This is a genomic window from Streptococcus sp. 20925_1_69 (assembly GCF_041432365.1).
Classification (GTDB): Bacteria; Bacillota; Bacilli; order Lactobacillales; family Streptococcaceae; genus Streptococcus.
In genome coordinates this window covers 36,063-49,335 of the sequence record NZ_JAPVZL010000013.1, presented here as the reverse complement: position 1 = coordinate 49,335, position 13,273 = coordinate 36,063, and the positions used below count along the sequence as shown (strand labels likewise).

Sequence of the window (13,273 nt, the reverse complement as noted above, 5' to 3'; positions counted from 1 at the left end):
TTAAGCGGGTGTAGTTTAGTGGTAAAACTACAGCCTTCCAAGCTGTTGTCGCGAGTTCGATTCTCGTCACCCGCTTTGAACTTTGTTCTTTGTACCAAGTTTTTAACTTGGGCGCGTAGCTCAGGTGGTTAGAGCGCACGCCTGATAAGCGTGAGGTCGGTGGTTCGAGTCCACTCGTGCCCATAGTGTTTAGTCCATTACTAGAGAATTGAAATATTATCTTTTCACTAAGAGGACACGGGTTTGTTCCCGTATAAACTATTTTGGAGGATTACCCAAGTCCGGCTGAAGGGAACGGTCTTGAAAACCGTCAGGCGTGTAAAAGCGTGCGTGGGTTCGAATCCCACATCCTCCTTTTGTATTAACGCGGGATGGAGCAGCTCGGTAGCTCGTCGGGCTCATAACCCGAAGGTCGTAGGTTCAAATCCTGCTCCCGCAATAAGGCTCGGTAGCTCAGTTGGTAGAGCAATGGATTGAAGCTCCATGTGTCGGCGGTTCGATTCCGTCTCGCGCCATTTATATATTTTGGAAGGGTAGCGAAGAGGCTAAACGCGGCGGACTGTAAATCCGCTCCTTCGGGTTCGGGGGTTCGAATCCCTCCCCTTCCATTTTACGGGCATAGTTTAAAGGTAGAACTAAGGTCTCCAAAACCTTCAGTGTGGGTTCAATTCCTACTGCCCGTGTTAATAGAATTATGGCGGGTGTGGTGAAGTGGTTAACACACCAGATTGTGGCTCTGGCATGCGTGGGTTCGATCCCCATCACTCGCCTATTTTATATTATTGGGGTATAGCCAAGCGGTAAGGCAAGGGACTTTGACTCCCTCATGCGTTGGTTCGAATCCAGCTACCCCAGTTACTATTTGCCGGCGTGGCGGAATTGGCAGACGCGCTGGACTCAAAATCCAGTGTCCGCAAGGACGTGCCGGTTCGACCCCGGCCGCCGGTATAGTATTGAGTTAAGGAACGTTGTAAATCTTCGTTCCTTTTTTATATTATTTTTGCTATAATAATAGTTATTCAAATTTTATTTAGATTATGAAAGTGTAGGGAAGTATGTCTCGTTCTATCGATTTATTAAAACATCGGTATTTGAAAAATATTAAAGAAAACCCTGAATTGTTTGTCGGGATTGAGTTGGAATATCCTGTTGCAAATTTGGAAGGGGATGCTACAGATGTTGAAGTTATCAAACACTTATTCCGATATTTAGTTTCTGCTTTGGATTTTACTGTCGAAAAGGTAGATGATTTTGGGACTCCTATTCAGTTAGTGGACCCATTAAGTCAGGATGCTATTTTATTTGAAGTTTCCTATACAACGATTGAGTTTGCATTTGGTAAGGCTGAAACAATTCAAGAGGTCGAAAATCGTTTTAGTATTTATATGGAAGCAATCCAGAAAAAATTAGCTGAATCAAATCATGCTATTGTTGGCTGCGGCATTCATCCCAACTGGGATAAAAATGAGAATTCTCCAGTTGCTTATCCACGTTATCAGATGTTGATGGATTATTTGAATTTGAGTAGGAATGTGACTGAATCAGACTTACATCATTTCTCTGACTATGGTGCTTTTATCTGTGGGAGTCAGGTTCAGATGGATGTTTCAAAGTCCAACTACTTACGGGTAATTAATGCTTTTACTCAAATTGAAGCGGCTAAGGCTTATTTATTTGCGAACTCTGAGTTTTCGGGTGCAGATTGGGATACGAAAATTTCAAGGGATATTTTCTGGGAAGAATCGATGCATGGTCTCTATCCAGAAAACGTCGGGGTCAATGCTAGACTCTTTAACGATGAGGATGATTTTTTTGATTATCTAGATCATTCTGCAATTTTTACTGCAGAACGTGATGGACAAACCTATTATTTTTATCCGATTCAGACTAGGGACTATTTGGCTACATCTGAAATCCAAGCCTATGATCTTAATGGGGATGAGATTCTTATTTACCCTCAAGAGAAAGACTTTGAAACTCATCGTAGTTACCAGTACCAGGACTTAACGACTCGAGGAACGGTTGAGTTTCGTAGTGTGTGTACCCAACCTCTAGATAGAACCTTCGCTTCAGCAGCTTTTCACTTGGGATTATTAGTTAATTTGGATAAGTTAGAAGCTTACTTAGAAACTGCACCTTTCTTTAAAAAATTTCGGCGAAATTATAAGTTTTTAAGGCGACAATTTTCTAAGAAGAATCTTACAGATGAGGAAGAAACTGCGATTATTGAAATTTCCAAAGACTTACTCCTGCTAGCTGAGGAAGGACTGGAGATGAGAAATAAGCAAGAAATGACCTACTTACAGCCTTTGAAAGAAGAATTGAGCCTATAATTTTTCTTATAAAGGGAGAATTTTCTGAAAAATCATGATATAATGGAAGAGACTATAGATAAAGGATAGAGAGTAATGACATTAGTTTATCAATCAACGCGTGATGCCAACAATACAGTAACTGCTAGCCAAGCTATTTTGCAAGGTTTGGCAACGGACGGTGGTTTGTTTACACCACTTATTTATCCAAAGGTAGATTTGGATTTTGCAAAATTGAAAGATGCTTCCTATCAGGAAGTTGCTAAGTTAGTTTTGTCAGCATTTTTAGATGACTTTACAGCTGAGGAGTTGGACTACTGTATCAACAATGCTTACGATAGCAAATTTGATACTCCAACTATTGCACCATTAGTGAAATTAGATGGACAATACAATTTGGAACTTTTTCATGGTTCAACGATTGCCTTTAAGGATATGGCCTTGTCTATATTGCCATACTTTATGACGACTGCTTCTAAGAAACATGGTTTGGAGAATAAGATTGTCATCTTGACAGCGACATCTGGTGATACTGGGAAAGCTGCTATGGCGGGATTTGCGGACGTGCCTGGAACTGAGATTATCGTCTTTTATCCAAAGGATGGTGTCAGCAAGGTACAAGAGTTGCAAATGACCACGCAGACTGGCGATAATACTCATGTTATCGCCATTGATGGTAACTTTGATGATGCGCAAACTAACGTGAAGTATATGTTTAATGATGTGGCTCTCCGTGAAAAATTGGCTGCCAACAAGTTGCAATTTTCATCAGCTAACTCTATGAATATTGGCCGTTTGGTGCCACAAATTGTCTACTATGTTTATGCCTACGCTCAGCTTGTTAAAACTGGTGAGATTGTGGCTGGTGATAAGGTCAACTTTACCGTACCAACAGGAAACTTTGGAAATATCTTGGCTGCCTTTTATGCCAAACAAATTGGTCTACCAGTTGGTAAATTGATCTGTGCTTCAAATGACAACAATGTTTTGACAGACTTTTTCAAGACACGTGTTTATGATAAGAAACGTGAGTTTAAGGTAACCACTAGCCCATCTATGGATATCTTGGTGTCTTCAAACTTGGAGCGCTTGATTTTCCACCTTTTGGGTAATGATGCGGTTAAGACAGCTGAACTCATGAATGCTTTGAATAACCAAGGTCAGTATGAATTGACAGATTTTGATGAAGAGATTCTTGACCTTTTTGCAGCTGAATATGCGACTGAGGAAGAAACGGCAGCAGAAATCAAGCGTGTTTATGAGTCAGATTCTTATATCGAGGATCCACATACGGCGGTTGCCTCAGCAGTTTATAAAAAGTACCAAGTGGCTACTGGCGATGCGACTAAGACAGTAATTGCATCAACAGCTAGTCCATACAAGTTCCCAGTGGTTGCAGTAGAAGCTGTAACAGGGAAAGTTGGCTTGACTGACTTTGAAGCCTTGGCTCAATTACATGAAATCTCAGGAGTGGTTGTGCCACCTGCAGTTGACGGGCTTGAAACAGCTCCTGTTCGTCACAAGACAACAGTGGCAGCTGCTGATATGCAAGCAGCGGTTGAGTCTTATTTAGGACTTTAAGACAGAAGGAGTAAACTCGGTTGGGAAGCCAACTGAGTTTCTTTTCATCAGGAGGACGGATTGTTTAAGAAAAATAAAGACATTCTTAATATTGCCTTGCCAGCTATGGGCGAAAACTTTTTGCAGATGCTCATGGGGATGGTGGATAATTATCTGGTTGCTCACTTGGGCTTGATAGCTATTTCGGGTGTATCAGTAGCTGGCAATATTATCACGATTTATCAGGCGATTTTCATCGCTCTGGGAGCTGCTATTTCCAGTGTTATTTCAAAAAGCATGGGGCAGAAAGACCAGTCGAAGTTAGCCTATCATGTGATTGAGGCGTTGAAGATTACCTTACTATTAAGTTTTCTTTTAGGATTTTTGTCCATCTTCGCTGGGAAAGATATGATAGGACTTTTGGGGACGGAGAGAGATGTAGCTGAGAGTGGTGGACTCTACCTATCTTTGGTAGGCGGATCGATTGTTCTCTTAGGTTTGATGACGAGTCTGGGAGCCTTGATTCGTGCAACTCATAATCCACGTTTGCCCCTCTATGTGAGTCTTTTATCCAATGCAATGAATATTCTTTTTTCAAGTCTAGCTATTTTTGTACTGGATATGGGAATAGCTGGTGTTGCTTGGGGGACTATTCTGTCTCGTTTGGTTGGTCTTGTGATTTTGTGGTCACAATTAAAACTGCCTTATGCGAAGCCAACTTTTGGTTTAGATAAGGAACTATTGACCTTGGCTTTACCAGCAGCGGGAGAACGTCTCATGATGCGGGCTGGAGATGTCGTGATCATTGCCTTGGTTGTTTCTTTAGGAACGGAGGCGGTGGCTGGGAATGCAGTCGGAGAAGTCTTGACCCAGTTTAACTATATGCCTGCCTTTGGTGTGGCTACAGCAACAGTCATGCAAGTGGCTCGAGCGGTTGGAGAAGATGATTGGAAAAGAGTAGCTAGTTTGAGCAAACAAACCTTTTGGCTTTCTCTGCTTCTCATGTTGCCTTTGACCTTTAGTATCTATGCCTTGGGTGTACCATTAACTCATCTCTATACGACAGATCCTCTAGCGGTGGAGGCTAGTGTTCTAGTGACACTGTTTTCACTACTTGGAACCCCTATGACGACAGGAACAGTCATCTATACGGCAGTCTGGCAGGGTTTGGGCAATGCTCGGCTTCCCTTTTATGCGACAAGTATAGGAATGTGGTGTATCCGCATTGGAACAGGATATCTGATGGGGATTGTGCTTGGCTGGGGCTTGCCCGGTATTTGGGCCGGAACCCTTTTGGATAATGGTTTTCGCTGGTTATTTCTACGCTACCGTTACCAGCGTTATATTAGATTGAAAGGATAGGAAATGCAAAAAACAGCTTTTATTTGGGATTTAGATGGGACTTTATTGGACTCTTACGAAGCGATTTTGTCAGGGATTGAGGAAACTTTTGCTCAGTTTTCTATTCCTTATGATAAGGAGCAGGTGAGAGAGTTTATCCTCAAGTTTTCTGTGCAAGATTTACTGGAGCAGGTGGCAGAAGAGCGAACTTTGGATGCGGAAGTACTAAATCAAGTGCGTGCCCAGAGTCTTGCTGAGAAGAATGCTCAAGTAGTCTTGATGCCAGGTGCGCGTGAAGTGTTGTCTTGGGCAGACCAAGTAGGGATTCAACAGTTTGTTTACACTCATAAGGGAGATAATGCTTTTACTATTCTAAGAGACTTGGGTTTGGAATCCTATTTTAAAGAGATTTTAACCAGTCAGAGTGTCTTTGCGCGTAAGCCAAGTCCAGAAGCGGCTAACTATCTGTTAGACAAGTATCAGTTGAATCCTGACAATACTTATTATATAGGGGATCGGACTCTGGATGTGGAATTTGCCCAGAATAGTGGGATTCAAAGTATCAACTTTTTAGAGTCGACTTATGAAGGAAATCATAGGATTCAAGCGTTAGCAGATATTTTCCGTTTTTTTAAGGCTGAGCGATAAAAAGATTGTGTCAGTTTTGTGACAGAGATCTAACAAACTATTTCAAGTAACCGAGTTTGTTACAAGGAATAGACAGTTCTGTTAAATAGGCCCGAGAGGTCTTTTTTTCTGCATTTTTTGTGTTATGATAGACAGGTACTCATTTGAAAGGAATTTGAAAGAATGAAGAAAAGAATATTATTAGCCTCAACAGTAGCCTTGTCATTTGCCCCAGTATTGGCAACTCAAGCAGAAGAAGTTCTTTGGACTGCACGTAGTGTTGAGCAAATCCAAAACGATTTGACTAAAACGGACAACAAGACAAGTTATACCGTTCAGTATGGTGATACCTTGAGCACCATTGCAGAAGCCTTGGGTGTAGATGTCACAGTTCTTGCGAATTTGAATAAAATCACGAATATGGACTTGATTTTCCCAGAAACTGTTTTGACAACGACTGTCAATGAAGCAGAAGAGGTAACGGAAGTTGAAATCCAAACTCCTCAAGCAGACTCTAGTGAAGAAGTGACAACTGCGACAGCAGATTTGACAACCAATCAAGTGACGGTTGATGATCAAACTGTTCAGGTTGCAGACCTTTCTCAACCGATTGCAGAAGCTCCAAAAGCGGTAGAAACTACAAGTACAAAAGAAGTAGCATCAAGTTCAGAAGTTACAGAGACAGTGACTGCTTCAGAAGAAGTCGCGCCATCTACAGGAACTTCTGTCCCAGAGAAGCAAACAGCCGAAACAAGCAATGCAGTTGCAGAAGCAGCTCCTCAGGCAACGACTCTAGCTGAGAAAGAGGAAACACAAGCAAGCCCTCAGGCTGAGTTAACAGTGGAAACAACTACAACTCCAGTAGAAGAAAAAGCAATAGAAACAACTGCAACAAGTTTAGAAGAAGTAAAAGAAGTAGCATCAAGTGAAGCTACACCAGCAGTTTCTACTTATCAACCAGAAGAGGTGAAAACAGTTTCAACAACTTACGCGGCTCCAGCTGCGCCCGATTATGCTGGACTGGCAGTAGCGAAATCTGAAAATGCTGGCCTTCAACCACAAACAGCTGCCTTTAAAGAAGAAATTGCTAACTTGTTTGGCATTACATCCTTTAGTGGTTACCGTCCAGGAGATAGTGGAGATCACGGAAAAGGTTTGGCTATCGATTTTATGGTACCAGAAGGCTCAGAACTAGGGGATAAGATTGCGGAATACGCTATTCAAAACATGGCCAGCCGTGGAATTAGTTACATTATTTGGAAACAACGTTTCTATGCTCCATTCGATAGTAAATATGGACCAGCTAATACTTGGAACCCAATGCCAGACCGTGGTAGCGTGACAGAAAATCACTATGATCACGTTCACGTTTCAATGAATGGATAAATCAGACTTTGTAATATCATTTTGACGAATGAGATCTAGCTTTCGTAATAGAGAGCGATTCTCGTTCGTTTTTTCTTTGTCATACTCTTCGAAAATCTCTTCAAACCACGTCAGTTTTATCTGCAACCTCAAAGCTGTGCTTTGAGCAACCTACGGATAGCTTCCTAGTTTGCTCTTTAACTTTCATTGAGTATCAATATGAATGGAAAATGGGAAGTTACCATTTTGCAATGATTGAAGCATGATTCTTGCAATTTATTTTACTTTGCATTATGATTGACTAATCAACTATTGATGAGTCAATCGAAAGGAAGAAGACATGATAGAGATTCAAGATTTACTGTATCAACTCCGCTTGTCTGAGCAAGCGAGTACTCAATTGTTTGAAAAAAGGCTTGGGATTAGTTTGACACGGTATCAGATTTTACTGTTTTTACTGGAGAATTCTCCCTGTAATCAAATAGCGGTTCAGGAACGTTTGAAGATTGATCAGGCTGCCTTGACACGACATTTCAAGATTTTAGAAAAGGAAGGTTTGGTGGAGCGCCATCGCAATCCTGAAAATCAGCGGGAAGTGTTGGTAGAGGCTACGAAGTATGCCAAGGAGCAGTTAGTGATGAATCCGCCTCTGCAGCATATCAAGGTTAAAGAAGCGATGGAAAGTATCTTAACAGAGTCTGAGAGAACAGAGCTCAACCGTTTATTACATAAATTGGTTTTGGGTATTGAGAATATAGAAATTTAAGGAGAAATAGATGTCAATTATTACACTCATTTTAGCAACGATTGTTGCTTTGGAGCATTTTTACATTTTTTATTTGGAAAGTATTGCAACGCAATCAGAAGTAACTGGTCGTGTCTTTAATATGGACAAGGAAGAACTGGCTCGTCCGTCAGTAAGCTCATTGTTTAAAAATCAAGGGATTTATAATGCTCTGCTAGGAGTCTTTCTCTTGTATGGCATTTATTTTTCACAGAATTTAGAAATTGTGACTATTTTTGTCTTATTTGTGATTGGGGCTGCGGCTTATGGCTCTCTGACAGCAGACAAGAAAATTATTTTGAAGCAAGGTGGACCAGCTATTTTAGCCTTGATCAGCATTTTACTTTTTAAATAGACTCAAAAGGTCAATCCTAGTCTCGCTAGTCCTTTTCACTCCAGAATAAGGGAAATATGTTATACTTGTCTTTAAGAAAAGTGTTTCATGAAATAATTTGTAAGGAGTTAGAAATGAAAGTATTAGTGACAGGTTTTGAGCCCTTTGGAGGGGAAAAGGTCAATCCAGCCTTGGAAGCCATTAAAGGTTTGCCAGCTGAAGTCCATAGCGCTGAGGTCCACTGGCTAGAAGTGCCAACAGTTTTTCACAAATCGGCTCAAGTATTGGAAGAAGAGATGAGTCGTTATCAACCTGATTTTGTCCTTTGTATCGGCCAAGCTGGTGGAAGAACTAGTTTGACACCTGAACGAGTAGCCATTAATCAAGACGATGCACGCATTCCTGATAACGAAGGTAATCAACCGATTGACCTTCCCATTCGCCCAGACGGTGCCTCTGCCTACTTTAGTAGTTTACCGATTAAAGCGATGGTTCAGGCTATAAAAAAAGAGGGATTGCCGGCCTCTGTTTCCAATACGGCAGGGACTTTTGTCTGCAATCATTTGATGTATCAGGCCCTCTATTTGGTAGAAAAGAAATTTCCACAGGTTAAGGCAGGTTTTATGCATATTCCTTATATGATGGAACAGGTGGTGAATCGACCGACTACCCCAGCTATGAGTTTAGTGGACATTAGGCGAGGTATAGAAGCAGCAATCGGGGCCATTATAGAACATGGAGATCGGGACCTCAAGTTGGTAGGGGGAGAAACTCATTGATAGAAAAAAGCTTGAGGGGTCACCTTCAAGCTTTTGGACGTTTTCGAGCTAATACTGCTCGGTAAAAAATTATTTTATTGATTTGAATGTAGGGTAGGAGTGAGAAACTAGCAATCCCAAAGGTAATCCAATTGAGGAAGTACCAAGGAAGGAGTTGTAAGTCTAGGACGAAACGCTGGAACTTGTAACCTTTCATCAGGAAACGGCTGGTTTTAAGGACTTGTCCTGGTTTGGCTTGTCCCAAGTCTAGGGTGTCACAGAGGAGAAATTCTACCTGCGAATAGGCATAGTATTGTGGAATATAGAGACTATTTCCGACCATCATCAAGAAGATACTTGCTAGAAAGTAAAGAGCAAAGGTCATGAGGAAACGTTCGGTTTCAATTGATGTGAGATCCAGATTAGGAAACTCAGGATGAAGGACAACGAATTTCTTTGCTAGAAAGCTACTGTAAAAGAGGAAGTAAATCCCAAGTAGACTAGGAATGCTCCATAAGAAGAGGTAGAAACGTTTGAGAAGAAGAGTCAAAAAGGTTTGTGAAAAGTGCTCTTCGTTAAAGAGAGTGAGACTATTTTTGACGGATAGTTCTGTATCAGGATTTTTGATGAGTTTCAGGGTTGTATAGACTGAACTGGTTAGAAGTATGGTTCCGATAAAGGAGACTAATAGTGGAAAAAGGTAGGCTTGGAATACATGACCAAGAACGCTTAAAAAGGATTGTTCTAAAATAGCCTCGTTGATACGCTCTAAGGGATTGAGGAAGCCAGACAAGATGACCAACATGCTAGGTAAGAGATAGACGAGAAAGAGGCGGGGATTTTCAGCCTGAAATTGTCTGGCCTGCAGACGAATGGTTTTTAAATCAATTTTTGGGTATTTCATTCTCTCATTATACACCATAGTTCGTGACAGTTCCAGCTTTTTTTGATAAAATCATACAGTATGCCCTTGGGCACAAAGTATGAACTGGGACTGTTTTTCCCAGCTTCGGAGGTAAAAAAATGTCAGATTCACCAATCAAATATCGTTTGATTAAGAAAGAAAAACACACGGGAGCTCGTCTGGGAGAAATCATCACTCCCCACGGTACCTTCCCGACACCTATGTTTATGCCAGTTGGGACACAAGCTACTGTCAAAACTCAGTCTCCAGAAGAGTTAAAGGAGATGGGGTCAGGGATCATTCTCTCAAACACCTATCATCTTTGGCTTCGTCCTGGAGATGAACTCATCGCACGCGCAGGTGGTCTCCACAAGTTCATGAACTGGGACCAGCCAATCTTGACGGATAGTGGTGGTTTCCAGGTTTATTCTCTAGCTGATAGCCGTAATATCACAGAAGAAGGGGTAACCTTTAAAAACCATCTCAATGGTTCAAAGATGTTCTTATCCCCAGAAAAAGCCATCTCTATTCAGAACAATCTGGGCTCAGACATCATGATGTCCTTTGACGAATGTCCGCAGTTTTATCAACCTTACGACTACGTTAAGAAATCAATCGAGCGTACTAGCCGTTGGGCGGAGCGTGGTTTGAAGGCTCATCGTCGTCCACATGACCAAGGCTTGTTTGGAATTGTGCAGGGGGCAGGATTTGAAGACCTTCGTCGTCAGTCGGCTCACGACCTTGTAAGCATGGATTTCCCAGGCTACTCTATCGGTGGTTTGGCAGTGGGAGAAACCCACGAAGAGATGAATGCGGTCTTGGACTTTACAACTCAACTGCTGCCTGAAAATAAACCTCGCTATTTGATGGGTGTGGGAGCGCCAGATAGCTTGATTGATGGGGTGATTCGTGGGGTGGATATGTTTGACTGTGTCTTGCCGACTCGTATCGCTCGTAATGGGACTTGTATGACCAGTCAGGGACGTTTGGTTGTCAAAAATGCCCAGTTTGCTGAGGACTTTACGCCGCTGGATCCTGAATGTGATTGCTACACATGTAAGAACTATACACGCGCCTACCTTCGTCACCTGCTCAAGGCCGATGAAACTTTCGGTATCCGCTTGACTAGCTACCACAATCTTTACTTCTTGCTTAACCTGATGAAGCAAGTGCGACAAGCTATTATGGATGACAATCTCTTGGAATTTCGTGAGTATTTTGTGGAAAAATATGGCTATAATAAGTCAGGACGTAATTTCTAAAATGGAATGGATATAAGCTAAAAATCCTAAGTTTTCTCTTAGGATTTTTCTTCTTTTTTTGATAGAATAAAGTGTACAATGAAAGGGAGAATAAACTCGCATGCGCATTAAATGGTTTTCCTTGATTAGGATTACAGGTTTACTACTGGTACTCTTGTATCATTTCTTTCAGACCATCTTTCCTGGAGGTTTTTTCGGGGTAGATGTCTTTTTCACATTTTCAGGCTTTCTGATTACAGCTCTACTCATCGAAGAATTTTCTAAGAATCGTGAGATTGATTTGATAGGATTTTTTAGGAGGCGTTTTTATCGGATTGTGCCACCTGTAGTTTTGATGGTCTTGGTGACCATGCCCTTTACCTTTCTAGTTCGGCAAGATTATGTTGCTGGAATTGGGGGTCAGATTGCGGGTGTTTTAGGCTTTATGACCAACTTCTATGAACTCCTAACAGGTGGGAGCTATGAATCTCAGTTCATTCCACATTTGTTTGTTCATAATTGGAGCTTGGCTGTTGAGGTTCACTACTATATCCTCTGGGGATTGGCAGTTTGGTTCTTATCTAAACAGTCCAAATCAAATGGTCAGTTGAGGGGAATGGTTTTTCTCTTATCAGCTGCTGCCTTTTTAATCAGCTTCTTCTCCATGTTTATTGGTAGTTTTCTAGTAACCTCTTATTCCTCTGTTTACTTCTCCAGTTTAACTCATGTCTATCCATTCTTTTTGGGAAGTATCCTAGCAACTATTGTAGGCGTTCGTCAGACGACTTCCCTCGTCAAGCAGTTGGATAAAATCTGGGATTTACGCAAGACCCTTTTAGTTTTGGGAGGAGGTTTTGGCTTCTTACTCATTTTGACCTTCTTTGTCAAATTCACTTATCTTTTTACCTATCTTATGGGCTTCTTGCTTGCCAGTCTTGCAGCTCTTGCTATGATATTGGCAGCGCGTGTTTTACATGAAAAGACTCCTAACGTACAGGAGCCAAAGATGATCAGCTTCTTAGCGGATACTAGCTATGCAGTTTATCTCTTCCATTGGCCTTTCTATATCATTTTCTCACAGTTGACATCAAATCTTCTTGCTGTGTTACTGACTTTGATTTGTTCTTATGGATTTGCCAGTCTTTCATTTTATGTATTGGAGCCGTGGATTGCAGGCAAGAACACACCTGTTTTACAAACTCTTCGTCCCCTGCCTTATATTCACGCAATTCTTACGACAAGTACAGGAATCTTGGCCTTCATTGTTCTCTTAGTGACTTTGTTGGCACCACAAGTGGGAGCTTTTGAGACAGATTTGACTGTCAATGGTTTGAAGCAAGCTGCAACAAATATTGGCCAGACCAAGGTGATGGCAGAACGAGCAGAAGCTGATAGTTTAGGAATTGCTGATGGCACTATGTTAATTGGTGACTCAGTGGCTCTAAGGGCTAATACAGCCCTGCAGACAGCCCTTCCAGGGGCACAGATTAATGCACAAGTCAGCAGAACAACCAAGACTGCCAATGAAATCATGCTAAACAATAGTCAGAATAAATTTTTACCTAAGATGGTGGTCATTGCAACTGGGGTAAATAATCCTGAAAATTACAAGGAAGATTGGGACAGTATCGTGAAAAATCTTCCTAAGGGACACCATATGGTTTTGGTGACTCCTTATGAAGGAGATAAGACAAAAGAGACCTATGCAATCGTTGAGAAGGCTGCTGCCTATATGAGAGAATTGGCAGAGAAGACTCCTTACATCACGATAGCAGATTGGAATCAAGTTGCTAAGGAACATCCAGAAATCTGGGCAGGAACAGACCAAGTCCATTTCGGAAGTGACACTAGTAAAATTGAAGCAGGAGCAAAATTGTATGCAGATACCATTGCTACAGCCTTGCAAACAGCTCAAGACAAACCAGTCAAATCAAAATAACGTGTATTTAAAAGAGAAGAGTTGGAGAAATCCAGCTCTTTTAAAATATCTCTAGAAAATAGGTCTATACCATTTACAAATAAAAAAGAAAGGTTTATAATGTAATTG

11 protein-coding genes and 10 tRNA genes are annotated in these 13,273 nt (G+C 41.5%); 20 read left to right on the top strand and 1 reads right to left on the bottom strand.

The genetic code is table 11. From position 1 onward, the window contains the following. Positions 1-4: 4 nt before the first annotated feature. The 18 genes from O3601_RS08750 to pcp all read left to right on the top strand — a co-directional run bounded on the left by O3601_RS08750 (position 5) and on the right by pcp (position 9,102). Positions 5-75 (top strand) — tRNA-Gly (locus tag O3601_RS08750). A 34-nt stretch (positions 76-109) separates the two neighbouring features. Continuing rightward, a tRNA-Ile gene (locus tag O3601_RS08745) sits at positions 110-183 on the top strand. A gap of 82 nt (positions 184-265) precedes the next feature. Continuing rightward, positions 266-355, top strand: a tRNA-Ser gene (locus O3601_RS08740). A gap of 10 nt (positions 356-365) precedes the next feature. Beyond that, positions 366-439, top strand: a tRNA-Met gene (locus O3601_RS08735). A gap of 3 nt (positions 440-442) precedes the next feature. Continuing rightward, positions 443-515: transfer RNA gene (locus tag O3601_RS08730), tRNA-Phe, on the top strand. A gap of 12 nt (positions 516-527) precedes the next feature. Then, positions 528-608, top strand: a tRNA-Tyr gene (locus O3601_RS08725). A 4-nt stretch (positions 609-612) separates the two neighbouring features. Further along, positions 613-683 (top strand) — tRNA-Trp (locus O3601_RS08720). Between the two features lie 14 nt (positions 684-697). Further along, positions 698-770: transfer RNA gene (locus tag O3601_RS08715), tRNA-His, on the top strand. Between the two features lie 13 nt (positions 771-783). After that, positions 784-855 (top strand) — tRNA-Gln (locus tag O3601_RS08710). Positions 856-864: 9 nt separating this feature from the next. After that, a tRNA-Leu gene (locus O3601_RS08705) sits at positions 865-948 on the top strand. Positions 949-1,055: 107 nt separating this feature from the next. After that, complete coding sequence (locus O3601_RS08700; protein ID WP_371472580.1) at positions 1,056-2,333, top strand: gamma-glutamylcysteine synthetase; 1,278 nt, start codon at positions 1,056-1,058, stop codon at positions 2,331-2,333. A gap of 75 nt (positions 2,334-2,408) precedes the next feature. Next, positions 2,409-3,893 carry a threonine synthase gene (gene thrC / locus O3601_RS08695; RefSeq protein ID WP_061759597.1) on the top strand — a complete coding sequence of 495 codons (1,485 nt, stop codon included), beginning with the start codon at positions 2,409-2,411 and terminating at the stop codon, positions 3,891-3,893. A 60-nt stretch (positions 3,894-3,953) separates the two neighbouring features. Continuing rightward, complete coding sequence (locus O3601_RS08690) at positions 3,954-5,234, top strand: MATE family efflux transporter (RefSeq protein ID WP_061759598.1); 1,281 nt, start codon at positions 3,954-3,956, stop codon at positions 5,232-5,234. Positions 5,235-5,237: 3 nt separating this feature from the next. Beyond that, positions 5,238-5,861, top strand: coding sequence for an HAD family hydrolase (locus O3601_RS08685; protein WP_001172837.1), 624 nt, complete (start codon positions 5,238-5,240; stop codon positions 5,859-5,861). Between the two features lie 162 nt (positions 5,862-6,023). Continuing rightward, positions 6,024-7,226, top strand: coding sequence for a LysM peptidoglycan-binding domain-containing protein (locus tag O3601_RS08680; protein ID WP_371472577.1), 1,203 nt, complete (start codon positions 6,024-6,026; stop codon positions 7,224-7,226). Between the two features lie 319 nt (positions 7,227-7,545). Next, entirely contained in the window at positions 7,546-7,971 is a 426-nt protein-coding gene (locus O3601_RS08675) for a MarR family winged helix-turn-helix transcriptional regulator (protein ID WP_061759601.1), read from the top strand. A gap of 10 nt (positions 7,972-7,981) precedes the next feature. After that, complete coding sequence (locus tag O3601_RS08670) at positions 7,982-8,344, top strand: DUF1304 domain-containing protein (RefSeq protein ID WP_061759602.1); 363 nt, start codon at positions 7,982-7,984, stop codon at positions 8,342-8,344. A gap of 113 nt (positions 8,345-8,457) precedes the next feature. Next, positions 8,458-9,102, top strand: a complete 645-nt coding sequence (gene pcp, locus O3601_RS08665; RefSeq protein WP_371472574.1) for a pyroglutamyl-peptidase I — start codon at positions 8,458-8,460, stop codon at positions 9,100-9,102. A gap of 25 nt (positions 9,103-9,127) precedes the next feature. On the opposite strand, the gene O3601_RS08660 is transcribed toward pcp, so the two are convergent. Beyond that, entirely contained in the window at positions 9,128-9,985 is an 858-nt protein-coding gene (locus tag O3601_RS08660; RefSeq protein WP_371472573.1) for a DUF975 family protein, read from the bottom strand. 119 nt (positions 9,986-10,104) lie between these two features. On the opposite strand from O3601_RS08660, the gene tgt reads away from it, so the two are divergent. Together tgt and O3601_RS08650 are read left to right on the top strand one after the other, a co-directional pair. Further along, a complete protein-coding gene (tgt, locus tag O3601_RS08655; RefSeq protein ID WP_001285237.1) occupies positions 10,105-11,247 on the top strand; it encodes a tRNA guanosine(34) transglycosylase Tgt in 1,143 nt (380 codons plus the stop codon). Between the two features lie 100 nt (positions 11,248-11,347). Further along, positions 11,348-13,165: an acyltransferase family protein gene (locus tag O3601_RS08650; RefSeq protein WP_371472570.1), complete on the top strand. Its 1,818-nt coding sequence runs from the start codon at positions 11,348-11,350 to the stop codon at positions 13,163-13,165. The last annotated feature ends 108 nt before the right edge of the window (positions 13,166-13,273 follow it).